Source organism: aff. Roholtiella sp. LEGE 12411, from assembly GCF_015206995.1.
Lineage (GTDB): Bacteria > Cyanobacteriota > Cyanobacteriia > Cyanobacteriales > Nostocaceae > Komarekiella.
On record NZ_JADEXR010000002.1, the window covers coordinates 88,608 to 114,248 of the forward strand.

General features: G+C 43.0%; 25 protein-coding genes. 12 read left to right on the forward strand and 13 right to left on the reverse strand.

The features are described from left to right. Positions 1-22 precede the first annotated feature (22 nt). The 3 genes from tuf to IQ246_RS01145 all read left to right on the forward strand — a co-directional run bounded on the left by tuf (position 23) and on the right by IQ246_RS01145 (position 2,663). On the forward strand, positions 23-1,252 hold the full coding sequence (gene tuf, locus IQ246_RS01135) for an elongation factor Tu (RefSeq protein WP_193999321.1): 1,230 nt from the start codon (positions 23-25) through the stop codon (positions 1,250-1,252). Positions 1,253-1,419: 167 nt separating this feature from the next. After that, positions 1,420-1,737: a 30S ribosomal protein S10 gene (gene rpsJ, locus IQ246_RS01140; RefSeq protein WP_008232935.1), complete on the forward strand. Its 318-nt coding sequence runs from the start codon at positions 1,420-1,422 to the stop codon at positions 1,735-1,737. Positions 1,738-2,015: 278 nt separating this feature from the next. Then, positions 2,016-2,663 (forward strand): LON peptidase substrate-binding domain-containing protein, encoded by a 648-nt coding sequence (locus IQ246_RS01145; protein ID WP_193999323.1) that lies wholly within the window; start codon positions 2,016-2,018, stop codon positions 2,661-2,663. 7 nt (positions 2,664-2,670) lie between these two features. Here IQ246_RS01145 and pheA read toward each other — a convergent pair whose 3' ends face one another. Both pheA and IQ246_RS01155 read right to left on the reverse strand, forming a co-directional pair. Beyond that, positions 2,671-3,549 (reverse strand): prephenate dehydratase, encoded by an 879-nt coding sequence (gene pheA, locus IQ246_RS01150; protein ID WP_193999325.1) that lies wholly within the window; start codon positions 3,547-3,549, stop codon positions 2,671-2,673. Positions 3,550-3,808: 259 nt separating this feature from the next. After that, entirely contained in the window at positions 3,809-5,539 is a 1,731-nt protein-coding gene (locus IQ246_RS01155; protein WP_193999327.1) for a glycosyltransferase family 39 protein, read from the reverse strand. Between the two features lie 199 nt (positions 5,540-5,738). Between IQ246_RS01155 and IQ246_RS01160 the strand changes: the two genes are divergently transcribed. Next, positions 5,739-6,326 (forward strand): DUF1997 domain-containing protein, encoded by a 588-nt coding sequence (locus IQ246_RS01160; RefSeq protein ID WP_193999329.1) that lies wholly within the window; start codon positions 5,739-5,741, stop codon positions 6,324-6,326. 4 nt (positions 6,327-6,330) lie between these two features. On the opposite strand, the gene IQ246_RS01165 is transcribed toward IQ246_RS01160, so the two are convergent. The 4 genes from IQ246_RS01165 to IQ246_RS01180 form a co-directional block, all read right to left on the reverse strand. Further along, positions 6,331-7,005, reverse strand: a complete 675-nt coding sequence (locus IQ246_RS01165) for a ribonuclease HII (protein ID WP_193999331.1) — start codon at positions 7,003-7,005, stop codon at positions 6,331-6,333. A 9-nt stretch (positions 7,006-7,014) separates the two neighbouring features. After that, positions 7,015-9,168, reverse strand: a complete 2,154-nt coding sequence (locus tag IQ246_RS01170; protein ID WP_193999333.1) for an Rne/Rng family ribonuclease — start codon at positions 9,166-9,168, stop codon at positions 7,015-7,017. A gap of 805 nt (positions 9,169-9,973) precedes the next feature. After that, on the reverse strand, positions 9,974-12,646 hold the full coding sequence (locus tag IQ246_RS01175; protein WP_193999335.1) for a TIGR03960 family B12-binding radical SAM protein: 2,673 nt from the start codon (positions 12,644-12,646) through the stop codon (positions 9,974-9,976). 331 nt (positions 12,647-12,977) lie between these two features. Continuing rightward, positions 12,978-13,319 carry an STAS domain-containing protein gene (locus IQ246_RS01180; RefSeq protein WP_193999337.1) on the reverse strand — a complete coding sequence of 114 codons (342 nt, stop codon included), beginning with the start codon at positions 13,317-13,319 and terminating at the stop codon, positions 12,978-12,980. A gap of 469 nt (positions 13,320-13,788) precedes the next feature. Between IQ246_RS01180 and IQ246_RS01185 the strand changes: the two genes are divergently transcribed. Then, entirely contained in the window at positions 13,789-13,986 is a 198-nt protein-coding gene (locus IQ246_RS01185) for a hypothetical protein (protein WP_193999339.1), read from the forward strand. 175 nt (positions 13,987-14,161) lie between these two features. Here the strand turns inward: IQ246_RS01185 and IQ246_RS01190 are convergent, their stop codons facing one another. After that, the gene (locus IQ246_RS01190; RefSeq protein ID WP_193999341.1) at positions 14,162-14,512 is read right to left on the reverse strand and encodes a hypothetical protein; all 351 of its coding nucleotides are present in this window, start codon (positions 14,510-14,512) and stop codon (positions 14,162-14,164) included. 301 nt (positions 14,513-14,813) lie between these two features. Between IQ246_RS01190 and clpS the strand changes: the two genes are divergently transcribed. After that, positions 14,814-15,095: an ATP-dependent Clp protease adapter ClpS gene (gene clpS, locus IQ246_RS01195; protein WP_193999343.1), complete on the forward strand. Its 282-nt coding sequence runs from the start codon at positions 14,814-14,816 to the stop codon at positions 15,093-15,095. Between the two features lie 64 nt (positions 15,096-15,159). After that, complete coding sequence (locus tag IQ246_RS01200) at positions 15,160-15,984, forward strand: CPBP family intramembrane glutamic endopeptidase (protein WP_193999345.1); 825 nt, start codon at positions 15,160-15,162, stop codon at positions 15,982-15,984. Between the two features lie 210 nt (positions 15,985-16,194). Here IQ246_RS01200 and IQ246_RS01205 read toward each other — a convergent pair whose 3' ends face one another. The 4 genes from IQ246_RS01205 to IQ246_RS01220 all read right to left on the reverse strand — a co-directional run bounded on the left by IQ246_RS01205 (position 16,195) and on the right by IQ246_RS01220 (position 20,227). Then, positions 16,195-16,437: a hypothetical protein gene (locus IQ246_RS01205; protein ID WP_193999347.1), complete on the reverse strand. Its 243-nt coding sequence runs from the start codon at positions 16,435-16,437 to the stop codon at positions 16,195-16,197. A gap of 57 nt (positions 16,438-16,494) precedes the next feature. Further along, positions 16,495-17,133, reverse strand: coding sequence for a pentapeptide repeat-containing protein (locus tag IQ246_RS01210; protein WP_193999349.1), 639 nt, complete (start codon positions 17,131-17,133; stop codon positions 16,495-16,497). Further along, the gene (locus IQ246_RS01215; protein ID WP_193999351.1) at positions 17,130-18,527 is read right to left on the reverse strand and encodes a DICT sensory domain-containing protein; all 1,398 of its coding nucleotides are present in this window, start codon (positions 18,525-18,527) and stop codon (positions 17,130-17,132) included. The genes IQ246_RS01210 and IQ246_RS01215 overlap by 4 nt, the downstream gene beginning before the upstream one ends. A gap of 110 nt (positions 18,528-18,637) precedes the next feature. After that, positions 18,638-20,227 carry a photosystem II high light acclimation radical SAM protein gene (locus IQ246_RS01220; RefSeq protein ID WP_193999353.1) on the reverse strand — a complete coding sequence of 530 codons (1,590 nt, stop codon included), beginning with the start codon at positions 20,225-20,227 and terminating at the stop codon, positions 18,638-18,640. Between the two features lie 577 nt (positions 20,228-20,804). Here IQ246_RS01220 and IQ246_RS01225 point away from each other — a divergent pair. The 4 genes from IQ246_RS01225 (at position 20,805) to IQ246_RS01240 (ending at position 23,560) form a co-directional block, all read left to right on the forward strand. Then, the gene (locus IQ246_RS01225; RefSeq protein WP_193999355.1) at positions 20,805-21,200 is read left to right on the forward strand and encodes a DUF1830 domain-containing protein; all 396 of its coding nucleotides are present in this window, start codon (positions 20,805-20,807) and stop codon (positions 21,198-21,200) included. A gap of 297 nt (positions 21,201-21,497) precedes the next feature. After that, a complete protein-coding gene (locus IQ246_RS01230) occupies positions 21,498-21,959 on the forward strand; it encodes a DUF4079 domain-containing protein (RefSeq protein ID WP_193999357.1) in 462 nt (153 codons plus the stop codon). Positions 21,960-22,083: 124 nt separating this feature from the next. Next, the gene (locus tag IQ246_RS01235) at positions 22,084-22,638 is read left to right on the forward strand and encodes a hypothetical protein (protein WP_193999359.1); all 555 of its coding nucleotides are present in this window, start codon (positions 22,084-22,086) and stop codon (positions 22,636-22,638) included. Between the two features lie 115 nt (positions 22,639-22,753). Then, positions 22,754-23,560 (forward strand): ATP-binding cassette domain-containing protein, encoded by an 807-nt coding sequence (locus tag IQ246_RS01240; protein ID WP_193999374.1) that lies wholly within the window; start codon positions 22,754-22,756, stop codon positions 23,558-23,560. Positions 23,561-23,584: 24 nt separating this feature from the next. Here the strand turns inward: IQ246_RS01240 and IQ246_RS01245 are convergent, their stop codons facing one another. Beyond that, positions 23,585-24,361, reverse strand: coding sequence for a response regulator transcription factor (locus IQ246_RS01245; protein WP_193999361.1), 777 nt, complete (start codon positions 24,359-24,361; stop codon positions 23,585-23,587). Positions 24,362-24,915: 554 nt separating this feature from the next. Here IQ246_RS01245 and IQ246_RS01250 point away from each other — a divergent pair. Then, positions 24,916-25,164, forward strand: coding sequence for a DUF6761 family protein (locus IQ246_RS01250; RefSeq protein WP_191758764.1), 249 nt, complete (start codon positions 24,916-24,918; stop codon positions 25,162-25,164). Between the two features lie 124 nt (positions 25,165-25,288). Here IQ246_RS01250 and IQ246_RS30730 read toward each other — a convergent pair whose 3' ends face one another. Beyond that, positions 25,289-25,414 (reverse strand): hypothetical protein, encoded by a 126-nt coding sequence (locus IQ246_RS30730; RefSeq protein ID WP_255515418.1) that lies wholly within the window; start codon positions 25,412-25,414, stop codon positions 25,289-25,291. Positions 25,415-25,641: the final 227 nt, after the last annotated feature.

A 25,641-nucleotide genomic window follows, 5' to 3' on the forward strand; every position in this document is an offset into this window, starting at 1 on the left:
TAGAATAAGGAAATGAGCATTCATGGCACGCGCAAAGTTTGAAAGGAATAAACCCCACATCAATATCGGTACCATTGGCCACGTTGACCACGGCAAAACCACGTTAACAGCAGCCATCACTATGACCTTGGCAGCTATGGGTCAGGCTATAGCTAAGGGCTATGATCAAATCGATAACGCGCCAGAAGAAAAGGCACGGGGTATTACCATCAATACCGCCCACGTTGAGTATGAAACCGAAAATCGTCACTATGCTCACGTAGACTGCCCTGGACACGCTGACTATGTGAAGAACATGATCACCGGCGCTGCCCAGATGGATGGAGCTATCCTTGTAGTTGCTGCTACAGATGGCCCTATGCCCCAAACCCGTGAACACATCCTGCTGGCAAAACAGGTCGGCGTTCCTAGTCTGGTTGTCTTCTTGAATAAGGAAGACCTGATGGATGACCCAGAACTCCTGGAACTGGTGGAACTAGAACTTCGGGAATTGCTTTCCAGCTATGATTTCCCTGGTGACGACATTCCTATTATCAAAGGCTCTGGTTTACAGGCGTTGGAAAAAATGACCGCCAACCCCAAAACCCAACGGGGTGAAGATCCTTGGGTAGATAAGATCTATGAACTGATGGATGCTGTAGATTCTTTCATTCCAACTCCTGAACGTGATATAGATAAGCCCTTCCTGATGGCTGTAGAAGACGTGTTCTCGATCACAGGTCGTGGTACTGTCGCTACTGGTCGGATTGAGCGTGGTAAAGTCAAAGTCGGCGATACGGTTGAATTAGTAGGTATCAGAGATACTCGTAACACAACCGTAACCGGGATCGAGATGTTCAAAAAGAGTCTCGATGAAGGTATGGCTGGAGATAACGCCGGTGTATTACTGCGGGGTATTCAGAAGGCTGATATTGAACGGGGTATGGTGCTAGCCAAACCTGGTTCAATTAAACCTCACATTCAATTTGAAGGTGAAGTTTACGTCCTTACTGAAAAAGAAGGTGGTCGGAAAACTCCATTTTTCTCTGGCTACCGTCCCCAGTTCTACGTGCGGACAACAGATGTAACTGGCACTATCAGAGCCTTTACTTCCGATGATGGTAGTGAGGCAGAAATGGTAATGCCGGGCGATCGCATTAAGATGACCGTAGAATTGATCAACGCGATCGCTATTGAGCAAGGAATGCGCTTCGCTATTCGCGAAGGTGGTCGTACCATTGGTGCTGGTGTCGTCTCCAAAATTTTGAAGTAACACCTTTTTGCTCTGATAAAAAAGGAGCAGAGATGGTATTAGTACTTCTCTGCTCCTTTCTCTTCCCTTTATTCTAGGTACTAGAGAATGAGGATTGGGTTCCCAGTCCCCATTCCCCTGTACCCAGTCCCATTCCCCTAATTACTCAGAACCTGGACAATTTAAAAATGGCAACTCTACAGCAGCAAAAGATTAGAATTCGTTTACAGGCTTTTGACCGACGCTTATTGGATACATCTTGCGAGAAGATTGTAGATACAGCTAACCGTACTAATGCTACAGCCATAGGCCCAATTCCTTTACCAACAAAACGGCGGATCTATTGTGTGCTGCGATCGCCTCACGTAGATAAAGATTCACGGGAACACTTTGAAACCCGTACCCATCGCCGGATTATTGACATTTACCAACCCTCTTCTAAAACTATTGATGCTCTGATGAAACTGGATCTACCATCAGGTGTGGATATAGAAGTAAAACTTTAAATTAGTCATTAATCATTAGTCATTAATCATTAGTACTCGAAGAAATGGCTAATAACGAAGCATAAACAAACAAGTTGCAGCGGAGGCTTCCTTTGCTGCAAACTTCGGCCGAGCATAACTTTAAGAACAAATGACACTAGTATGAATATTTACATTGCCTTGAATAAATATATCTCATGGCTTTTATTTAGCTACAAAACAAATGATAGAATGTAAACAAAATACGGGAAAAGCAGAGAAGAATAAATTTTAAAGATTAAGTTTATACTGAGATAACAATGACATCATCTTCTAAAATTGCAGTTCGTGAACTACCTCTGTTCCCGTTACCTGAAGTAGTTCTATTTCCCACAAGACCATTACCCCTCCACATCTTTGAATTTCGCTACCGAATCATGATGAACACGATTTTGGAGAGCGATCGCAGGTTCGGTGTCTTAATGGTTGATCCGGTCAAAGGTGGGATTGCAAACGTTGGCTGCTGTGCGGAAATCATTCATCATCAACGGCTACCAGATGATCGCATGAAAATGTTAACTTTGGGACAGCAAAGATTTCGTGTGCTAGAATATGTTCGTGAAAAACCTTACCGCGTTGGCTTAGTAGAGTGGATTGAAGACCATCAGCCTACTAAAGATTTGCGACCTTTGTCTTCTGAAGTGGAACAACTCCTGCGAGATGTTGTGCGTCTATCAGCTAAATTAACTGAACAAAACATCGAATTACCAGAAGATCTGCCCGATCTACCAACAGAGTTATCTTATTGGGTAGCCAGCAATCTTTACGGTGTTGCCGCAGAGCAGCAGTCATTGCTAGAAATGCAGGATACTGCTGCTCGTCTAGAACGGGAAGCAGAAATTTTAACTTCTACTCGTAATCACTTGGCAGCTCGCGCTGTACTCAAAGACACCTTTAATGAGAAATAGACAGAAGTTATATCAAGTCTCTACTGATTGGCAAAACATTGTAAGCACCAAAGATTTTCAAAATTTCTGTATAGATGGATAAATCTGCTAAAGCAGATTTCATCTGTGCTGAAGTGGCATCTGTTTCTAAATCAAGGAAAAATAAATATTCCCCTAGTGATCGCTTCGTCGGACGAGATTCAATCCGGCTAAGGTTAATACCTAGTTGAGCAAATACTTGCAGGGGTTTAAGTAGCGCTCCAGGTACATTAGCAGGCGTACTAAAAGCCAGTGATGTGTGACTAGGACTTATTGAAGATATACGGTAATTAGCGTCTACTTCACCCTTACTTACCACCCAAAAGCGAGTACAGTTTTCTGGATAGTCGTTAATACTATTGGCAAGGATCCGTAGATTGTAGAGCTGAGCGGCTCTGCTAGATGCAATTACCGCTGCTGTTTTATCATTTTCCAAGTGCTGTAGCTGCTCGGTTGTGGAATTAGTAGGAATCACTTGCACAGTTGGTAGAAATGTCTCTAACCATCCCTGACATTGTGCCAAAGCTTGCGGATGAGAATAAACAGTTTTAATACTATCTAAACTAGTGGCGCAGGAAATTAACCCATGAGCGATGGGCATAATCAAAGCCAACTGAATTCGCAAACTGTCCAACTGCCACAGCGTATCCATTGTCATGGTTACACTGCCTTCAATAGAATTTTCTACGGGTACAACAGCCAACTGAGTTTGTTCAGCAGCAACGGCTTGGAGTGACTGAGCAATGCTAGGATAGGGGCATAAAATAGCTTCAATTCCCGTCTTTTGGACTAACCAATTGACATAAAAAATAGCTGCTTGTTCTGCATAAGTGCCAGGAGGCCCTAGATGAGCAATAGATATAGTCATAGTGTTTATTAGTTATCTGTTAAATTTATAAACTATATCTAGGCAAACCCAGCCTTTATTAACTTGAAATATTGGTTGAAGGTGCGAAAATTATGAAGCAGCGATCGCGCAAGGAGGCTCAACAGTCGCACATTGTAAAAGCCTCTGCTGTTGAGACTTTGGTAATAAATTACCTTTGCAATTTCTTATTTTTTATTTACCGATTAATTACTGCTCCTAATTTTAGTTGCCTGTGGCATTAAGTACTCTACTCGTACCACTAGTACCCTTTTACTACGGTACTGCTATTTTGAATAAAACAACGATAAAGTTTATAACTGTATTCGCCAGCAGATTTACCATATTGGTTATCAGGAACGCAGTGTTGGGATTCCAGATCGACTTGAGTACGGAATTCAACTAACCACAAGTCTAAAGGTCGCGGGATTTCAGTTAGCTTTTCCTGAAATACTTGTAATGCGTGGGTATAAGTTTTAGTCTCTGAATCTTTATGAGCCAGGAAAAATTGCAAATTTTTGTCCGGTTGGTGTTTTAATTGCCAAGCTAATCCCATCATTCTACCCGTTTGCCCGTGATGCAAGTGATTTGTAGCAATCAACACATTGCCTGGAGATGCTTTTTGGATGATAGAGGCAAGGACATCAGGACGTTGATTTTGTAGGTAGCCCAGATTCCAGGCTGCTGTCACTCCCCCAAGCACTGCCATCAGCCAAATTAGGCTGACTGCAACTTTCCCATTCACCAGAAACCAGAATTTTTGTTTATGGTGGTTTAAATTCTGTACTTGGTTCCAACAGCCAGCTAATGCAGCGCCCAAGAGCAAAATTACTGCCGGGGCATAGAAAAATTGGAACCGAGCAGCTAAAGTTAAGTCCATTCCCAAGCCGTATGTGAAACACAAGCACAAGGCGATCGCCCCAATAACATACATACTCAATATTTGAATGGCTAGATAACTATCAGGGTATTGCCCCTGGATTTTCAGCCCATAAGTGAGTTTAGGCAGGCTCCAAAATAAAAACAGCAAAGTTAGCACACCAGAAACAACTACAATCACCATCGGCAGGTTTGTGAGTGTGGAAGGTAACAGCAACAGCATACTCATAGTCCAAAGTAGTAGTCGTCCTATCGGTTCTAACCATCTAACCTGAGGATTACTACCCACAACCCAGTTTGTGAGATCACTACCAGGAATATTCTGTAGAGTAGGTATCCAGATCAGACATCCAATTAGAGTAGCCATAGCAACTATCCAAATACGCCACCAGTTATGTTGCACTGGGTGAGTCTGCTGGCTTTTTAGCCAAATTTGCCACAGTAATACAAAGCCTTCAGCACAAAGAGTTAGGGTGAAAAAATAGTGAGTTGCTACTCCTAAACTGTTCACAGTTACCCAGGCTAATACCACCCACATAGGTAGAGATTGCTGATGATGGATAGTCTGAATTGCTTTGACCAAGCAACACAAAGACGCAATTACTAACAAAATTGCTAAAGTGTAATGACGCGCTTCTCTACCCAGGAAAACAGTGTAGGGTGAAACTGCCATCATTACTGCTGCCATCTGACCTACCAACTTGGAGCGAAAAGCTAAATAGCCAAAGCCAAACATGGCAGGAATCGATGCAACCCCCAATAAAGCACTGAGCGATCGCGCCACCCAAATTGAGGCTATTTCCCCTGTGGGCGAAAACATTTTCATCCAGAAATGTGCCACAGCAAAATAGACTGGCGGATGATTACTCTCATCAAATAAATGCTCGATAACTGCGCTAATTCCAGTCGTGGGAATAGGTTGCAGTGGGTGTAACAAAACATCTGAACTAATTGCCTGATTGAGTGGTACAGTGTGAAAACTATTACCTAAGCTAAAAACTATCGTTGCACACTCATCAGTCCAAGGCGGTAGAGATTCCAGACGCACGAAGCGTAGACTAGTACCAATGCCTAACCAGAGCAGCATTAGCAGTAGGTGAGAGCGATTATTCATTAATCCTATGTAGACTTAAATTTATCTCTCTGAAGATAGTAATCATAATTTCTCAAACTGTCTAAATAATGAAGTATAACTATAGGCAAATATAGAATCGAAAATAAATCAGTCATGATAAATATTTATTTGATTGAATTAAAAAAATAAACATAATTAATTAATAATAAAAGTATCAAACAATTACTTCCTTCAACTCATGGCTACCAAGTTTACTGCCTCCCAATCGGTGGAAATTGCTGTTCCACAGCAGCCTATTCCTATTCAGCACTACTTGCGTCAGCCTCCACGCCTGGTTAGAGCTTTGGTTGATAACAGCCGTATTCAGCAGCTTTCCGAGGAAGTATTTCGCTTGAAAATGCGTCCTATGACTTTTATGTCACTGAGTATTCAACCTACTGTAGACATGAGAGTCTGGGCAGAATCCAATGGAATAATTTATCTGCGATCGGTAGGTTGTGAAATTCTGGGTCTTGAGTATGTTAATCAGCGTTTTGCTCTAAATTTAAAAGGATATTTGTCTGCCAAAGATCTAAGCACTGGCACTCGCCTACAAGGAAGAGCCGATTTAGAAGTACAGGTGGATCTGCCACCGCCATTTTCCTTCACTCCCAAGCCGATTTTAGAAGCAACCGGCAATGGTTTGCTCAAGAGTGTGCTCTTGACAGTTAAGCAACGTTTGCTACATCAACTTCTAGCTGATTATCGCCACTGGGTGATATTACAAACAAAAGAGAAAGGGCTTGACGATGACAGTACTGAATTGCCAATACTGAATCCTGAGTAATTATTTAATCAGTGAGTACTTTCATTTGGCAAGGACGAAAAGATTTGCGATGCAAGGGTGAGGAACCATATTGTTGCAGCGCCAACAAATGCCGCTGGCTGCCATAACCTTTGTTACGCGCTAAGTCGTACATGGGATATTTTGCTGCCAGACGCAGCACCAAATCGTCACGCCAAACTTTAGCAACAATGCTAGCAGAGGCAATACTCAGCGATCGCTCGTCCCCTTTGACTATTGTTTGTTGCGGTATTAGCAAGTTTTTTACTGACTGATTGCCATCAACTAAGCAAAGTGCAGGTTTTACCTTCAGCTTGAGCACAGCCCGCTTCATCGCTAGCAGTGTTGCTTGCAAAATATTCATCTGGTCAATTTCAGCAGTTGAAGCAAAGCCGATTTTCCATTCTATGGCCAGCCTATAAATTTGCTGCGCCAGATCAACTCTACGAGAACTAGACAATTTTTTACTGTCTTTAATTCCAGCTGCCATCAGTTCTGGCAAAGCATGATCTGGTAATATTACTGCTGCGGCAACCACAGGCCCAAATAAACATCCTCGTCCAACTTCATCCACGCCTGCAAGCATCCCTTGAATACCTGACAAGGTAGAAAACTCAAGCCAGCTGGATTCGCCTATGGGTGCTGGCGACCCAAGAGCAGCAGTTTGCTCTGTTTTTACCATAGATGTAAGTTAACTTTCATCTATGGTGGATGTGCCTCCATCTGCTGCGGAGGAACGACGACGACGGCGACGGTTGGCAATAGAGGAGCTATTTGCTTCACTTTCATCTGCGTTGGTCTTGGCGGGGCCTCTTGCAGATAAGCGTTCCGAAGGGTTCGCGGTAAATCCTGATTCCTCTGTTGTTATTGTTTCTTGTGGTGTTATTGTTTCTTGTGGCAAGAATTTTTGTTCTAACTCAACTCGTGATGTAGGCAAGATAGGTGCGCTTACTTCAGGAGTTGCCCTTTGGGTAACGGTTGATTCTGAGGTTGATTCTGTTGGTATATTTGGAACTTGTCCTGGGAGGGTAACGTTAATAATTACAGATTTAGGATTTTTAACCTCCCGATTCAAACGCACCAATGGAGAGACTCCCATCAAGGCAAAAACATCTTGTTCGTCTCGTGTCATTTCCACAGAGACAATCTCTGGCGGTTCTACAACTGGTTTAACTGGTTCTGCCTTAGTAACTGTAACTTTAGTACGTTCTACTCTTTCACTCCAACCCGGTTTACCGAGGCTGGGCGCAGGTATTTCAGGTGTTCCTCCTAGTTCTGCTTCAGCATCAAGGTCTAAGTCTGGCTCATTAACAAAAGCTAGTGGATTTGCACCAACCCGAGATTCATCTTTCCCATTTACTCCGTTGATACCAATCCGATGACGGCGGGTACGAGTACGACGCTTATTATTGTCGCCTAATTCTTGATAACTAGGATGATTCATCAGATTCAGAGCACCCATTTCAGAGTCAGCATCGAATGCTTCCCCAAACCCATCGTAGGTTTCTCGTGGTTCCATGATTCGGGCAGCTGGTTGACGCGGTTCTTTGTAAGGTAGGGATACAAAGCGCTCTGGTATTTCTACTGGGATTGGCATACGGCTTTCGGTTTCTCCTGGTAAACGCACAGTATGCCCTAAACCGCCACAGGTGGGGCAAGTTTCACCAAACAATTCGTAAATATTTTGACCCTGACGCTTGCGGGTTAGTTCTACCAAACCTAACTCAGTTAATTGAGCTATCTGGGGACGAGCTTTATCTGCTTTAAGTGCTTTGTTAAAGTGTTCTAGAACTTGCAGTTGGTCGCGCCGCGATTCCATATCAATGAAATCAACGACGATCACCCCAGCGATATTCCGCAGACGCAGTTGGCGAGCAATTTCTGTTGCAGCTTCACAGTTTGTCCACAGAACTGTTTCTCTTGCTGTCGCCGATCGCGTGAATGAACCAGAGTTGACATCAATCACTGTTAATGCTTCAGTCGGCTCGATAATAATATAGCCTCCAGAAGGTAGGTCTACTCTGGGTTTCAATGCTTCTCGGATCGCAGCGCTGATACGGAAGTACTCTAAAATTGGAGAGCGATCGCGGTGATGATCAATCAACAATCCTTGCGGTGTCTGACCTCCACTCCAGTTCTGCAAATACTGCTTCACCCGCTTCAAGCCAGTACTGGAATCCACTACAATCCGATTCACATCCGCGCCATACATATCTCGCAATACACGCTGGATAAAGTCATCGTCTCGGTTGAGTAGCGCGGGGGCACGGGTAGAGTGCGCTTCTTGCTGGATAGACTCCCATTGCTTTTGCAGCACTTCCAAGTCTTCCATAATTGCTTCTTCTGGTTTGCCTTCTGCTTCGGTACGTACCAGCAAACCCATCCCCGCAGGCTTGATCAAAATCGCCAGTGCCCGCAAGCGGTTGCGCTCGCTTTCACTCTTAATCCGCCGGGATAAATTTACACCTCTGCCGTAGGGCATCAGTACTACGTAGCGTCCGGGCAAGGTGATGTTACCAGTAAGCCGCGGCCCTTTGGTCCCTGTTGGCTCTTTCATCACTTGCACCAAAACTTTTTGCTGTGGTGCTAATAATTCTGTAATTGCCGCTGCGGTACGCTTTAGCTTCAATGGCCCCAAGTCAGTTACATGAATAAAACCGTTGCGTTCTGGATCACCGATATTGACAAAAGCTGCATCTATCCCAGGTAATACATTTTCTACTACACCTAAGTAGATATCACCTATTTGGTGATGACCTGTAGCAACAACGAGTTCCTGTATTTGGTCTTCAGAAAAGACGGCAGCAATTTGATGCTGCTCCGCGATAATAATTTGTTTTGGCATTCAATTTCCTCAAAAATTGGCAGCACCAATGTAGCTCTGGAGGTTTGTTACGCCTTTCGCCCCTGCCAGCTCCAAAAGCGCTACTGATAATAAAAATTGCGAATCTCGGCTCAAAGTTAAAGAGCTGTTGACGGTGTAATTGCGTTTACACGCCTGATTAATCCAGAACCGCTGCATATTGTTTAAGTAATTAAATCAACCACGGACGGTTGATTTTTGATGCAATACCTTCATCAAAGGAAATCCTGAGTTGAAAGTTCTGAGTCTCAGAATTTCTGAGGGGCGCAAGCCGCACCTCAGAGTTTTCGCTGAGTGAGCTTTTGAGTCAAGACGCTTGATTTGAAAGCAACCGACTGAGTCCTTAAGAAAAAGAAACTATTTCTGTTTTCTATTCCCCGTAGTCGTCATTAGGGTTACACTCAGCAAGACCAGTCCGCTCAACGGGAGCAACCCTCGTACACGGCTGGATCTTCAGTACTCAGCACTACTGTAGATTAGGCTTTCAGCAGTTGTTTTAAAAGCATAGAGAAAAAGTTGCCGACGGAGCCTGCTTTCAGTTACTGATTCCAAAGTTAGCTATACAGAGAGTGTTCTTTAATCTGCCTCAGTTTGTCTGGGATAAAATCCTAGAAGTTGCACTCTAAATATCTTTGCTTTCGCCCCCTTATTATGAGGGTAGTGAACCAGTTGATTCAATGCAGCGCCAGAAAATTTCTCTTCATCACATTCTAACGCAACCTTGCTAAAAATCAATTCCCATGATATGCCCTATCAAGACAACTACTAGCAAGTTGCCCTTCAGGGATTATACTCCTAAAACTAGCCGATTGCGATGTATGTGTAAGAGTTGAAATTTTGCGAAGTCCGAGGCTCCCAAGCCAAGGCTTTGAATTTCACCAGCCACTATTTCAAGCATAGACAGAATTTGTTCGGGACGCAACAGCACACCATCTTGGCGATAACTACCCACATAACGCATAACAGATATTGACTCTGCAATACTTTGATAGGTTTCTACTAATTCCAGTTCAAATAAGCGATCGCGCAGATTTATTAACTGGCTCTTGCCTGATTTAGTCGTTTGCTCGTACCAAAGCTCGTCTTTGGCTTTAATTGTATCAATCCATGCTTGCCATTGTGCAGGTGTTGCTTCTGTGAGTACTCCTACTGTAATTAAATACTCTGCTGCTTCCAATAATTGGGTAGCTGCTGGAGCTTTCAAATCTAGCTGTACCAAATGATATATAGGTATGTCTGTAGGCAGTTCCCTAGCTAGTTGTTCGCGGAAAGTATCAACATCCACTGGTACAGTTAACTCAAAATCCACAATCTCACCACTGCTGGTAGCTCCCAGCGCTAAGGCAGTTGCTAGAGAAATTCGTGGATTGGGATGAAACCCACCTGTGAAAGCAACTGGTAAGCCTGCTCGCCGCATAACTCGGTCAAACAGACGCATTAAATCCAGGTGACTCACCAAAGCCATATCGCCTTGCTTGCCAAACCAGACACGTAGTCGTTGTGCTTTGGTGGTGTTGGGGACAAAATTACCAGTGAATTCTGGGACAGATGGCGGCTCGATGACAACATTGTGTCCGAAGTCAGTGCTGCAAACACCACAGTGTGAACAACCTTCAAACGAGCAATCCGGGACAGTTGCAGCTTCTAGAGCACGTTGTAAGTCTTCTTTGAGCCATTTTTTGTCAATTCCCGTATCAATGTGTTCCCAAGGGAACTTAACGTCGAGGCGGTCATCAACACTACTATCCTCCATGACGTTCCATTCACCGTTTTCCACTTGACGGTATTTCCAGTTTAAACCAGCTTCAGCGATCGCCAACCCCCAAGCTGTAAACGCCTGATCTACGTTCTCATACCAGGAATCCATACCCGCACCCAATTCCCAGGCACGTCGCAGTACTTGAGCAAGAGTGCGATCGCCTCGTCCAATGAAATCCTCCATTGCCGAAATGCGAACATCGGTGAAATTCACCTTTACTCCCTTCATCCGGCGGAATTCTTGCCGCAGCAGATTTTGCTTACGTTTCAACTCAGCTGTAGAAACAGAGTGCCATTGAAACGGCGTATGCGGTTTAGGCGTAAAGTTAGAAATTGTCAAGTTAAAGTTAAGCCGTCTTCTGTCCTTAGCCCAACATTCTCTGTGTAGCCAGCTTACCGTTTCTGCAATACCTAGAACATCGGCATCCGTCTCACCCGGCAAGCCAATCATGAAATACAACTTGATTTTATCCCAGCCTTTCTCCCAGGCAGTTTTCACACCCCGCAATAGTTCTTCATTCGTCAAACCCTTATTAACTATGTCCCGCATCCGCTGGGTTCCAGCTTCGGGAGCAAAAGTCAGTCCACCTTGTCGCGTACCACCTAGGATATTGGCAATATTTTCATCAAATCTATCTACCCGTTGGCTGGGTAGAGACAGAGAAATATTTTCATTTTTTAACCGATTTTTAATTTCCATCCCCACTGCTGGCAGGGATAAATAATCAGAACAACTCAGGGATAACAGGGAAAACTCATTATAACCAGTTGCCTTCATGCCCTGTTCAATGGCTTCTACCACTTTATCTGGTTCTACATCTCGTGCTGGTCGGGTGAGCATTCCTGGTTGACAAAAACGACAGCCACGAGTACAACCGCGCCTAATTTCAATTGTTAAACGGTCATGTACCGTCTCTACATAAGGAACTAACCCAATAGAATAAGCTGGTATTGGAGTCGCAACCCGTCGCAGAATTCGTTTTGGAACATTTGGGCGATTGGGATGAACTGAGCCATCCTTTGCCATGTTGTAAAACTGGGGAACATATACACCTGGTATCTGTGCCAAATCCAGTAGTAGTTTTTCTCGGCTCAATCCTGCTTGTTTGCCTTCTTCCAAGACCAAGCCAATTTCTGGTAACAATTCCTCCCCATCGCCGAGAGCAAAAAAGTCGAAGAAGTCGGCGTATGGTTCAGGATTTGATGTTGCCGTCTGTCCTCCTGCAAAAATCAACGGAAATGGTGAGTGGGAATCAGGAGATTCTTCTTTTGTTTCCCCTGTTCCTCTTCTGTTTTGCCTCTCTTGCCACGTTAGGGGAATTCCAGCCAAATCCAACATTTCTAGAATATTGGTTGCTCCCAGTTCATAACTTAGGCTAAAGCCTAAAATGTCGAATTCTGTGAGCGATCGCTTTGACTCTACCGCAAACAAGGGTGTATTAGTTTCGCGTAGTTTGGCTACCAGATCTGGGCCTGGGAGATAAGCGCGATCGCATAACTGGCGCGGCTGGGCATTCAAAACGTTATAGAGGATGATATGTCCTAAATTGGATGCACCAACTTCATATACTTCTGGGTAGGTTAAAACCCAGCGTATTACTGACGTATCCCAAGGCTTGTGTACTGCTAGGCGCTCGTTACCGAGGTAACGCGCTGGTTTTAAAATATCCGATGTTATTAATTGTTCAACTGCAACAGTCACTGTGCTATCTTCTAGCTACCTTAATTACAGCTACTCAGCTTTAACTTTAGCATTGATTAGGTTTCCTTACAGGTTTGAATATTGCAACTTACAACTCCTTTACATAAACTATGCTCTTAACCTAAGCTTTGGGCCAGCATCGCTCTTTGAACATAAAGTTATGTTACTGAACTTCTAATCGGCAAAAACTGCTGCACTATCAGAAAATCTAGCGCTCCATAAGTCGCCATTGGAGGGAAAGGGAAGCTTGTTTGAAGTTCAGATGCCAGATGAAAAGTAGCTTTGTACCTATAGCCTAAGCCTCTGCGCCAACTTCTGATCGTAGAAGCTTTTACAGATTTCTGTCTGCCAACTCGGCTTCGCATTCCCATTCCCATATCTCAAACACTCTATCGAGTTGTGTCATTTCAAAAATAATTCTAATGGACGGAGAAACAGAACAAAGTCGGAAACTCCTTCCTAAAGTCCCAGCCAGCTTAAGTGCAGATACCAATGCCATTAACCCTGCACTGTCTAAAGATTCTACATCTGCTAAATCCGCTACCAAGATGGACATACCATCTTGTGCCAACGCTGTGGTCAGATCTCGTTCAAATTCCAAAGCGTTTGCAGCATTCAGAGAGCCTTGAGGACGAATAACTGCAATCTTGGGATATTTAAGTACTGCTTGCATAACTAAATCCTATTGAGAGTTATTAAAACATCAAGCTGAGGTTTATTTGAACATAAACTCTTTTTTGTTGCATCGACCATACGTCTTAAGTCTCTTTGCGGAATCTTTATTGCTTTAGTATCTCTGTTTAAAGATTGTCATAAATGCATAGCAAAATGTATTTATATATACTTTTTTTTTATCTCAGTTCCAAAACAATCAACATAGACAGCCGTAGACCAAACAAGTCATCTGTAACGATGCTGAGAACAATTGCTTGGTCTATAAATAAAGCCGATTTAGCCCAGGCTCAGTGGTAGATTAAATACTTTCACTTTCATGATTGCTAATGGCATATTGTAGGGTAGATAACGAATTATCTATCTGGTTAAATTGTGATATAGATCACTAAAAATCAGTGTCTAAATCACAATTTATACTTAACTCTATCTTGGATAATTAAGTATCATATACAGTTGGTTTATTACTTATGAAAACTCAGTATGCTATTCGTCACTTGGTAGAGAAAGCTCTTGACATTAAAAAATTAACTCCAGAGATAGAAAATGAAATCAACTCAGAACTGACGGAATTAGGTTATATATCTGACGTTGACTACGAAGCCTTGGAATTATTAATGGCAGAGATGGATGCTGGTCGAATCCAGTTGGTTCCTAGCCTGGGATAATAATTCTAATTGATTTACTATTGATGCTTATTTTCTGATATCAAGTTAATTTTAGAAATGGCTAGGTCATCAAATTTGAAAGTAGGTCAAACTTTTATTAGCACAAACAGCCTATATGACAGGCGCGATATCATCACTTGTATTTTTCTATAAGGTTGACTATTTAAATCTCTAGTCATTGCTGAGTGCTATTTTGGTATGCTTGCCAGAGTTGGTGAACAAATTCATTGAGTTGCTGCTTAGCAGTTGAGTCTGGTTCAGTTTTTGGTTCTTTGGCTAAAACCTGGCTCAATAAAGTAATTACTTCTGTGTCTAGAGCTGGTCGAAATAAATTGATAGGCCAAAGCAGGTCAGATGCTTCTCGCAAATCTGTAACCACCGACGATTCTTGAACGAAATTGACTAACAGTAAAGGACGCACCCAATACAACTGGCGGGAAAGCACAACTTGAATTACTTCTGCATACAGATTCCTGTCGCCATGCTCTAAAGACACAATTTGTCCTGGTTGAAAATATAGGCTCATGTCTATCATTATGCAGTTTGGGCAATGGCAAAGATTATTTTATGGCTTCCTTCATTTTAAGAGTCACAATGAGCTATGCTTAGATGAAATTCCTGAAACATAAAGATAGCACTATCACGGTAGCATTAGACATAAACCTCACAAAGTGCTGATAAAATACTGCCAGGGGCTAATTGCGGCAGTAAAAATTTTCCTGTTATAGTATCCAGACAGAAATACTATAGAATGGGTAAATAACTGTTAAGCGATCGCTCGACAGATAGTTTGTTGTAGTGAATCAACGATAAAAGAGCAAAGAGCCGTGTCAGTTGAAACCATTGAGAAGCGTTCCACATCCCGCAAGCTCGCGCCTCGGTATCGCGTTTTGCTTCATAACGACGACCACAACTCTATGGAGTACGTGGTGCAGGCACTAATAACCACTGTGACGAGTCTCACCCAGCCCCAAGCTGTTAGCATCATGATGGAAGCCCATACGAATGGGCTAGCTTTGGTGATTACTTGCGCTCAAGAACATGCTGAGTTCTATTGCGAAACATTGAAAAGTCATGGCTTAAGTAGCACAATTGAACCTGACGAATAGTCAAAAGTCAAGAGTCAAGAGTCATAATCTGGAGTATTGACTGGTGATTGTTGACTTATCTAGTATGAAAATAAACTTTGTCCGTTTAGCCCAAAGCCCTGCCCCCATTAGGCTGGGTTGTTTTATTGCAATTTTATTGCTGCTGTGGTTGCCCTTTGCTGCACCAATTTACTTACTAGTGCGTGATTCTAACTTAGTAAGTATCTTGACAATAGTGCTGCTATATGCAAACTTTATTTTATTGCTCAAGTTATGGAGCAAATACGTTTATCAGCAGCCGCAAATGCTGCAACATTATGGCTTAGAATTCACGCGGCAAAATGGTGTAGATTTGCTACGTGGCTTGGCTATGGGGTTAATTAACATTCTGATACTCTTTGGGCTACAAGGTTTCTGGGGTTGGCTGATATGGCAACAACCGAAAGTTTTCTTGCTGAAAGTGATTTTAGAAGGTTTAATTGTTGGCTTGGGTTTCGGGTTTGCTGAGGAATTATTATTCCGAGGCTGGTTACTAAATGAGTTACAGAAGGATTACAGTCTGCGCGTAGCACTATGGACAGATGCCGTTGCCTTTGCTGCACTACACTTTATCAAACCGCTAGAGGCAATTATTAATACACTGCCACAATTTCCAGCTTTAGTAGTTCTGGGGTTAACGCAGGTATGGGGAAAGCGCTGGCGTAGGGGACGCTTGGGTTTACCAATTGGTCTACATGGTGGTTTAGTCTGGGGTTACTACATTATTAATGTTGGAGAATTAACGAAATATTCTGGTAAAGTTCCTGATTGGGTGACTGGTGTGAATAATAATCCTCTACAAGGATTGATGGGGGTACTGTTGATGAGTGTACTGGCTTTGTGGATACGGGGGCGAACAGTGAAAAATTAAAAATGAGTAATGAACTTGTAGAAAAATAAAATATCGGCTAAAAATTGATAGGAATGAAACGAGAGCCGAGTGGGGTTAATATAATACTAAAGCTAAATTGTTGTCTAGTCCAAGCTTGATATCTCAGTGGGGCAGTATCGATACATTAAGAGCGCACTTAGGAAAAGTCTTTAATTAAACGATCGCAAAGGTGAATTATGGCGATCGCACCTACGCCACATTTTTGACTGAGATAATTCCTTCACTACACCACTGGATTAGTAGCCATCTGTCAGAATCTTTATCCAGTGCTGGCTTGAGACGGAAATTAAAAACCTCTTGCCATACCTCAACTCCATACTGGGATACAAAATTTGCCTCCAGTTCTTTGAACTGTTCCCATTGCCGATTTGCGATCGCAGTCAACATGGGAATAATTGCGGTGATTGAGACTTGGGCGGCGACGGATGTCATTCTGGGTAGTCCTCAAAAATACAAATAATCGGCATAGGTGGTTTTTTGGTACAATTTTTACGCAAGCGTCTCAATCACTGTACCCACCAAACACGTTTTATCCAAATTAACGCCATTCAAGTTTGCACCTTCTAACTCCGCACAGAGCAAATTCGCCCCTGTCAAGTTCGCCCCGGCCAAATTTGCCCCCCGCAAGTCAGCTTCTTCGAGATTTGCTTCACTTAATAACGCACCTTGCAAATCGGCGCGACTCAAGTCTGCACCTTTAAGATTTGCCCCAGTCAGGTTTGCACCGCGCAAGTCAGCACCCCGCAAGTCAACGCCTTGTAAGTTGACGTTCATCAAATTGGCACCACTGACGAAAGCACCCGCTAAAGACACATCACTGAGTCTCGCTCCCATCAAGTTAGCACCCCGCAAGTTGCTACCCCGCAAGTCAGCGCCTGTTAAATCTGCTTGCATCAGGTTTGCTCCCATTAGGTTCGCCCGTAAGTCAGTTTCTTTGAGGTTCGCCCCCATCAAATTTGCTCCTTCCAAATGCCCACCTTCAAGTTTGGAAGCTGCGAAATTGGTGCCAACAAGGGTAGCGCCAGCAAGATTAATGCGGCTTAAATCCAGTTGGGAGAGTTCCTCGTCTTCTAAATTTGCCCCTGGTAAGTGTTTGAGTTTTCCTAATTTAATGGCTTCAATATTCATTTGGGGTAACTACCAATCTCCTCATTAGTCTTGCTGTGACTATCCCAGCGGGAATCAAGTATCCAGATGCCGGCGCTGACTTTGGGTGTCATTTGGGGTAAGTCAAGTCCCTGTTGCAAACCCATAACTAATAAAGCTAGGGTATCTACAAGTTTAGGATCAAAACGGTTGGATTGTTGCTGTCTGCACTCATCCAAAGCTTGAGTAAATATTTCTTGGCGACTCTGATTTGACGATTTTCGCTGATTAACTCGCCATTGAAAGTCTGCCAATAATGCCAAAATTCTTGACTCTAAGGGAATTGCATCCCCAGCTAAGCCTGCTGGTTCTCCTGTACCATTCCACCATTCGGTTTGGTGGGTGATAATTTGAGCAACTGCCCGTAGTCGTGGCATTGTTCGCAGTACTTGCGCTCCCGGTACTAAGGGACAAGTTAAGGGAGAACTAGGGGCATCTTCTTGGTAACGTGTAGATATCCCGCCAGTGAGAACGCTTTCAGCTTTCTGTAATGGATCTATGCGATGCAGCAAAGCCGCCAGCCGCAATCTCTTAATCTGCCATGCGGGAAGATCTAAAAGCTGTCCCATCGCCTCGGCAAGTACTACTACTTCCGCAGCTGCCATTGGATTGTTAACATCTGCCATGTCCATCAGTTGCGCCATCCGCAAAAAGGCTTGGATTTCGTTAGAAACCAAGTTGCGATCTAGCGTTTGTTGGCGAAGCGCTGTTGGTATGGATAAATTATCCTGTCCAGTCTGGAGGTAATCTACTACACGGGAGACAACTGCACCCAACTTTTGCGTTCTGGCAATTGAGGGTATAATAGCCTGTTTATAATTTGTAAGCTTTTCCGCCAGTGCTGAGTTGTATTGTTTAATGTGGGCGATCGCTATTTCTACTGTCTCTTGCACTAACTCTGGCTCAAATGTCCACAAGCCGTAAAATTTACGCTCTAAATCTGATGTAGGTACTCCAGCGTTGCCATAATCTGACTCTGATAATTCTTGACAAATTACCATCGCTGTGTATTGCGGTGACAAGATAATCAAGTGCCATTCCTGTGCTACTGGATCGACTGGATCTAATTCTACTAAGTCTATGTTGGATAACTGACTTGTGGGATGTTCAGCAAAACCAGTGTCAGGGGCAGCCATTATGGCAATTTCACGGCTGCGCTGGGCGATGTCTGCATATCGTTGGGCTTCTTGCAGATACCATTTACCCTGTTGGAAGGCTGTGATGACTAGGGGTGTACCGTCGTCGGCTAAAATATGGTCTTCTAGGGCATGACAAAGGGAGACTAGGGTATTTTTGTAGTACACCCCGAATCGAATTGGCCTGGTACTATGACGATGGGCAGTTTGGAGCTGTTGTAGGATTGAGCCTTCTAACATGAGATTTGGTGAAAATAATCGCAGAGGAAGAAAAGAGTGGGGGAGTGGGAGAGTGGAAAAGAAGAAGAGGGGATTTTGCCTGATTTGATTCTGCGTCTTCCCGTCTTCTATTAAATAGTTACTAACTGTTTTTCTTTCGTCTCCATTGGTGCGGAAAGTGCTGCTTCTAAGTCGGCGCAACCCAGCTTTTCTTCTAGGATTTTCATAACTTCGCGTCCGAAGTCGTTAGGGTTTTGTTGCCAAGCTTGCAAGCACACTTCGCCGAAGAATGAACCAAGAGGTTCAGGATTCCAAAGGAGTTTTTTGGCTGTCCAAGGCATCAAGCTCATTGGATCATATCCTGGTTTAAGGATGCCCTCTTTGAAAGCATATTCTTCTAAATGGGTATGGGGTTGCAGTCCAATAAAAAAGATAGCAGGTTCGACTTTCTCAGCACCAAAAATCCGTTCTAGTTCGCGGTGGTAGGCAATGGTTTGGCGAATGGTTTCGGGACGTTCGTCAATAACGTTAAAGGAGTAGTTGACAGAAACTAAGTCGTTGAAACCAGCTGCTTTTAAGTCACGGCAGTTTTGCAAGACGGTTCGCAGGTTGTACCCCATCCGCATTTTCCGCACGAGTTCTTGGGAACCACTAGTAATCCCGATTTCAAAATAGTTCATCCCAGTTTTTGCCATCAAGTCGCACAACTCTGGTGTCAAATTGTCGGCTCTGATATATGCTGCCCAATGGATGTCTGTCATACCAGAATCAACGATTTTTTGCAATAGTTCTACAGCATCATCGATAAATTTCCGCGCTGGGATGAATTGAGCGTCGGTAAACCAGAAATTCCGAATGCCGCGATCATATAGTTGCTGCATCTCAGCAACTATATGATCGGCTGGGTTGATGCGTACTTGTTTGCCTTCAACTACGGTGTAGACACAATAGCAACAGTTATGGGGACAACCACGCTTTGTTTGGACACCTATGTAGAAGTCTTGTTCTTGGAGGTAATAGTTAAATTCGGGCCAAATGCTTTCAATATAGTCGTAGTTACAGGCAGTTTTCTCCAGTGGGGTGGGTTGTTCATGAATTAGCCGTTTCCGTGGCTGAGTTTCTCCTACTACGTAACAACGTTCATCTTGAAACTCTTTGTCACTTAAAAGTTTTTCCAAGAGAGTTTCCCCTTCACCCACAGAAATAATTGTCCCTTTAGGTAAGCTTTTACCCAACTGTTCGTAAAACACGCTGACTGCACCACCGCCTACAACTACACGAGCATTAGAATTATATTTCTGGGCGCGTTTTAAACCGCGTTTGATTAATCCCAGGTTGCGCCATAATTCTACATAGTAAGCGATGAAGATTCGCAAACCGCCCAATCCGCCGCGTAGTTTCAATAGAAGATTCTTGGCGTAGTAAAATTCAAAGGCATTTTGCAAAGGATTACCACCGCGTCCGCCGACTGGGGCATATATTTGGATATCCCGCCAAGAAAAGACTAGCAGTGTCGGTTTAAATTCATCGACACAGCGATCCAAGGCGGCAGCATAATCTAAAGGTGGTACTGTTCCCAAATCAAAGATGCGCTGTTCAATATTGGAAAACTGCTTGTGGACATGATCACTAAGGTAGATAACCCCAATAGGAAAGATGGGGTTACAGGGAAGGCGAACGTAGAGAATTCGATTTTCCATCATGGGTGTTTTAACTTCCATCTTGCCAATATTTTGGGGAGAGTGAGAGAAATTCCAGTTTTAAAGCGTGTGTTTGTTTTGGCTACTCTGTATCTCACAGATGTAGCTTGACATATAAACGGATTTATAGTACTTACTAACCTTCTGTTGGTAGCTGTGAAAATTGTTACATTTACCAAATGCATGGCATTTAGATAGAGGTTTTATGAAGATATTTTTCATATAGCTTTACGATAACATTGAGCTTATTCATTAAGCGATGATCAAAGCTTATTAGTCCTGTGATAGATGAAGCAAAAAACTCTCTTCCTAGTTAGGCAACAAACAGGGGGATCGTCGTACCAATACTCTAATTATCTGCCTTAAGCGAGTTAAAGCATTTTTACCAGAAAAAAATATTAAAAACTTCTACGTATAGTGTATAATTCAAAAAAATGCATGGATATTTACAAAAATTTTATAACTTTAAGATATTTCTTTAGATATAAATAATCTCCAAAGATTCAGTTGGTATTAGGAGTTACAGCAACCGGGGATCAGCTGATGCTAGGCTGGGCTAGTGTAATGTAAAATTGTGGCGTAAAGCTCCTCAGCAGTTATGGCTCAAATATTAGATCCTCTACCACCGGAGCAATCGGGGAAAATTCTCTGCTGCTACGTTAATGCCACGAGCAAAATACAGGTGGCTCGCATCTCCAATATTCCCAACTGGTACTTTGAACGGGTTGTTTTTCCTGGGCAACGCCTCGTGTTTGAAGCTCCACGAAAAGCTCAAATGGAGATTCATACGGGTATGATGGCAAGTGCAATTTTATCCGATAAGATTCCGTGCGATCGCCTGATGCTCAAAGAACCAAGCAGTTATGAATTTGATACAGACTTGTCAGCAGAAAAAGACCCTATTAATACCAAACCAATAGTACAGTCAATTAATACAAAAACCGGAGATACTACAAAACCTTTACAAGTCGCTGGTTTAGCATCTGTTGATTAAGAAAAAAATTTTGCTCAATTTTGCCCAATTTGAGGGTTGCTGAATTCAGTAGCCCTTTTTGTTTATTGGTCAAGGGTCAAGAGTAATTGAATAAGCTAACTTGTCTAAATGTTGTATCTTTTCGTTAAGACCTTTATTAGTCATTAGTCCTTTATAAACACAAATGACTAATGACTAATGACAATCTAACGAGTTAATGTACAACTTCAATGGATAAAAAAAGCTTACTCTGACTTTGGACTGTTGACTGTTGAGTGCCCTCACGAGAAAATGTGCTTTTTTATAGCGCACTAAGGAATGAATCTGCCTTCTTTTATTTGGTTGTGGAAAATAGCCGCTTGGTCTATGGGGTTGTCCCTAGTAGCATATTTGATGTTAGCTGTCACCGGCGTTTTAATGTTTCGGGCGAGAACTTTGCGAGAGTTTCCTTTTATTAACCCATTTATGGGCGGAAATAGGGGAGTGCGATCGCTGCACTACATAATCGGTATCAGCATGGTAGGTTTAGTACTGCTACTGCTGGTAATTGGTATTGTTGGAACTTTGGGACATTTTGGTTCCTTGGGACACTCGTCACACTTGGTAGCAGGGCTGATAGTGGTAGTGTTAGTTTTACTATCTGCTTTTAGTGCTACGCAAATTCGTGCCAGACGAGCTTGGGCTAGACCTTTACACATTGGCGTGAATATTGTCCTGTTTGTGGGATTCGCCTGGGTATCTTTGACTGGTTGGAGTGTAGTACAAAAATATTTACCCTAATTAAATCGTCAGGAGAATTTCAACAGAGTGTTTCTCCGGAAGCTCTACATTTATGTTTATCCGCCTGAATGCTTGCCAGGTTCCCAGTTAGTATGAACTTAAAGCCAACAATCGTGATTGAGCCGTGACAGCCAACTCAGCCAATACCTCAGCTTCTATTTTTCGCCTATCTCCGTTAATTCGGATTACATTGTTGAGTCTATATCTAGCACTCACAGTACCATTACCTTTCTTATCGCAGGTAACGGCTGCACCTGTACCACCAGAATTATTATGGGTAGGGATTAGCATCGGCTTCGTTGCTTTATATGCGGTATTGACTGAACGAGTAATGATAGATGACCAAGGAATTCAGGTTACTTACCCCACTTGGGTTCCTCGCTTATTTCGTAAAGGTTGGAGCTTACCTTGGTCACAAGTCAAAGAGTTAAAACCTCGCACTACTGGACAAGGAGGACTGGTTTATTATTTCCTTAGCCAGGAGGGGAAAGCTTATTTACTACCAATGCGTGTAGCTGGATTTGCTCGTTTTGTGCAAATTGTGCAAGCGAAGACGGGTATTGATACTACAGATGTTCGCCCTTTAGCACAGCCATGGATGTACCTGATTTTACTGGGATTCACCCTGCTGCTACTATTAGTCGATGGCTGGACGATCGCCACAGCCTTAGCCACTTGACAACTAACTTAGAATTGGTCAAGGGTCAAAAGTCAAAGGTCAAAAGTCAAGAGGCAGAGGGGAAAACTTGCTCCCACTCTCCCACTTCCCCACTCCTTCATCTCCCTCATTGAACTTGGATAATGTGACAGCAAGAGCCATACTACGGCTAGAGAAAGTTAATCTGTTTACAAAACTAAAAACCCAGCTTCCAGGTAATCAGCAGGGATATCCCATATTGCAGGATATTTCCTTAGAGTTGTACGTAGGCGATCGCTCCACTAACACCTGCGGTGAACGCCTTGCTATTGTAGGTTCACCTGGCGCTGGCAAAACTTCTTTATTACGCCTCCTCAATCGGCTGATTGAACCCAGCAACGGTAAAATCTATCTAGAAAATCAAGAGTATCGCCAAATTCCTGCTATTCAGCTACGTCAACAGGTGACACTTGTATTACAAGAGTCGAAGCTGTTGGGAATGACAGTTCAGCAAGCCTTGGCTTATCCGCTGGTTTTGCGTGGTTTACCCAAACAGACAATTCAGCAACGAGTTAGTGACTGGATAGAACAACTACACATTCCCAGTGAATGGTTAGGGCGAACTGAGGTACAACTTTCTGCTGGAGAACGACAGCTAGTAGCGATCGCTCGTGCCTTAGTCATCCAACCGAAAATTTTACTATTAGACGAGCCAACCTCTGCCCTGGATGCTGGTACTGCTTTTCGTATGATGCAAATCTTAATCCAACTGAGTCAAACTCATCAAACCACAATTTTGATGGTAAATCACCAACTAGAGCTAGCCCAGATGTTTTGTACACGGTTATTACACCTAAAACAAGGTCATCTATTGGCAAATCAAAGTGTATCCGAAATAAATTGGGTTAACTTACGAGAAAGCTTGATGCAAGCAGAAGCCCAAGCAACTGAAGAATGGAGTTAAAAATCACTACTCACAACTCAAGACTCAGGACTGTGTTAATTGACCACTAAGTGTTGCACGTTGATTGCTAAATCTTTCTTTAGCTAACTTTGTTTGTGACTGTGAAACATTAACATTCAAAATTTCCATGTTAAAACGGTATCCTACATTGCGGATAGTTTGAATCAAACTAGGTTGGCGGGGATCAAGTTCAACCTTTTTCCGCAGCGATAAAACGTGAGTATCAATGGTGCGCGGGTTGTCGATGGCATCAGGCCACGCACGACGCAGCAATTCCGACCTACTCAGAGGCACTCCCCCGGCTTGCGCCAAAACATACAACAAACTGAATTCTTGGGGTGTTAAGTCGATGAACTCCCCTTGGAAGCGGACGCGGCGCTGTACTAAATCGATTTGCAAAGTACCATAATCCAAATAAGCTGGTGCTGTGGGTGTGCGCTTGCGGCGAATTAATGCCTCTACTCTTGCCAGAAATTCTTGCATTCCAAAAGGTTTGCTTAGGTAGTCATCTGCACCCGCCTTTAAACCTGCGACAATATCAGCTTCATTACTACGGGCAGATAGCATGAGGATGAGAGGCTGCTGCTGACGATGCAACCAACGACAAAACTCAATACCATCACCATCAGGTAGATCAGCATCAAGGATGACCAGTGTTGGTTGATGGCTTAAAAATACTTCCCTTGCTTGATAAATACTGGCGGCTTGATGCACACGGTATTCCAGTTGTTGCAAGTGCCAACCCAGCAACGACCTCAGATGGGGATTTCCCTCAACGATTTCAATACAAACCGAACCCACGGCGGCAAGACCCCTTAGCGTTGATGACTTTCAAAGTAACAAGCCCATGCCCAAGGTTTTGTAGTCTTTGTTACTTCAATTGCTATTATCTTTACATTTCCCCATAGGAAGAGTGGCAATATCTTTAATTTCTGCCTTGCCGAGAGCCGATTAGTAATATTCTTAAATTTTTGTTAGACTTATCAAAAGTTCTTTTGGCTAAATAGCTTACTAACTAGCAAGTTGTAATGTCCAAAAAAACTCTAACTAAACTAGCTAACGACTACCATAACTATCTTTCAGTCTCATGGTAAACTCGGATTCTATCTTAACAAAGATTGATCCCCGTACTTACCAATTAAATTTGGCTGTTAATAGAGAAAATCATAAAAATAGCTTGTTAAATAATCATATTCCGGGTTTTCTGGAATAGGATTTAGTTAAATTGTAGCTGCTGAATGTATTGCCCAAAGTAGATTTATAAGCTTTGAGTCAATGCCAAAATAAAAGTGAGACTTCACATTTCGGCGTGAATCATTTACAATTCTCATTCCAGAGAGATTAATACAGCAGTTATGCTCCAAGACACACAAACCATCCGCTATTACCAAAGACTTACCGACGCCTTCGCCGAGTTATGGAATCGCGGTTATCGCACGGATGATATGCGGATGTATTTGGATGGATATCTAGCCGCACTGCGACATGGTAACACTATTGAACCTTTTCTGATTCATCGTCTAGAAGAGGAAGCCAGTCGCTACTTGTACGATGGATCAAATTTTGCAGTGCCACAACCACAGCCACAGCCTGATTACTATTAATGCCTTTGTCCAGGTCATTGATAGTAACCGTATATTGCCGCAGATGATCATAACATATTATCTGTATTGATAAACGGGTGTAGTGGTGTGAAATTTTGGAGTTGTATTGATAAAGTGCTTCCCCTCAACCACATCTTGGTCTTGCCAAGGTGACTGAGGGGATTTTTGATCTAAATGTTAGGGCATGACGGCTAATATGCACTTGCACTAATGCCAAGGCTATTATTGTCTGTACATAAAATAATGCCATCACTTTTTAGTTAATGGCATTGCAATATTTTTATGAGTTATACCAATTCTTTGTAAAGATACACTTTATTTACCCCCGTCTATTGCCGTTCCTCCTAATTACTGGAGTTTAGACTAAAGATAAGCGAGCGGAAAATAATACTTAGAAAAGTATGGATAAAAAATTGACATATCTGTTCAGGTGAAAAGTCACTGAAAAGAAAAGGCGGTCAGCTATGTTGAACTGAT

Coding starts and splice junctions, on each gene's coding strand:
- IQ246_RS01205 (WP_193999347.1), bottom strand. CDS start 16,437: ATGACATCCGTCGCCGCCCAAGTCTCAATCACCGCAATTATTCCCATG.
- tuf (WP_193999321.1), top strand. CDS start 23: ATGGCACGCGCAAAGTTTGAAAGGAATAAACCCCACATCAATATCGGT.
- IQ246_RS01160 (WP_193999329.1), top strand. CDS start 5,739: ATGGCTACCAAGTTTACTGCCTCCCAATCGGTGGAAATTGCTGTTCCA.
- IQ246_RS01165 (WP_193999331.1), bottom strand. CDS start 7,005: ATGGTAAAAACAGAGCAAACTGCTGCTCTTGGGTCGCCAGCACCCATA.
- IQ246_RS01145 (WP_193999323.1), top strand. CDS start 2,016: ATGACATCATCTTCTAAAATTGCAGTTCGTGAACTACCTCTGTTCCCG.
- IQ246_RS01210 (WP_193999349.1), bottom strand. CDS start 17,133: ATGAATATTGAAGCCATTAAATTAGGAAAACTCAAACACTTACCAGGG.
- IQ246_RS01200 (WP_193999345.1), top strand. CDS start 15,160: ATGAAAATAAACTTTGTCCGTTTAGCCCAAAGCCCTGCCCCCATTAGG.
- IQ246_RS01185 (WP_193999339.1), top strand. CDS start 13,789: ATGAAAACTCAGTATGCTATTCGTCACTTGGTAGAGAAAGCTCTTGAC.
- pheA (WP_193999325.1), bottom strand. CDS start 3,549: ATGACTATATCTATTGCTCATCTAGGGCCTCCTGGCACTTATGCAGAA.
- rpsJ (WP_008232935.1), top strand. CDS start 1,420: ATGGCAACTCTACAGCAGCAAAAGATTAGAATTCGTTTACAGGCTTTT.
- IQ246_RS01190 (WP_193999341.1), bottom strand. CDS start 14,512: ATGAGCCTATATTTTCAACCAGGACAAATTGTGTCTTTAGAGCATGGC.
- IQ246_RS01220 (WP_193999353.1), bottom strand. CDS start 20,227: ATGGAAGTTAAAACACCCATGATGGAAAATCGAATTCTCTACGTTCGC.
- IQ246_RS01170 (WP_193999333.1), bottom strand. CDS start 9,168: ATGCCAAAACAAATTATTATCGCGGAGCAGCATCAAATTGCTGCCGTC.
- IQ246_RS01155 (WP_193999327.1), bottom strand. CDS start 5,539: ATGAATAATCGCTCTCACCTACTGCTAATGCTGCTCTGGTTAGGCATT.
- IQ246_RS01180 (WP_193999337.1), bottom strand. CDS start 13,319: ATGCAAGCAGTACTTAAATATCCCAAGATTGCAGTTATTCGTCCTCAA.
- IQ246_RS30730 (WP_255515418.1), bottom strand. CDS start 25,414: ATGGCATTATTTTATGTACAGACAATAATAGCCTTGGCATTAGTGCAA.
- IQ246_RS01225 (WP_193999355.1), top strand. CDS start 20,805: ATGGCTCAAATATTAGATCCTCTACCACCGGAGCAATCGGGGAAAATT.
- IQ246_RS01215 (WP_193999351.1), bottom strand. CDS start 18,527: ATGTTAGAAGGCTCAATCCTACAACAGCTCCAAACTGCCCATCGTCAT.
- IQ246_RS01250 (WP_191758764.1), top strand. CDS start 24,916: ATGCTCCAAGACACACAAACCATCCGCTATTACCAAAGACTTACCGAC.
- IQ246_RS01230 (WP_193999357.1), top strand. CDS start 21,498: ATGAATCTGCCTTCTTTTATTTGGTTGTGGAAAATAGCCGCTTGGTCT.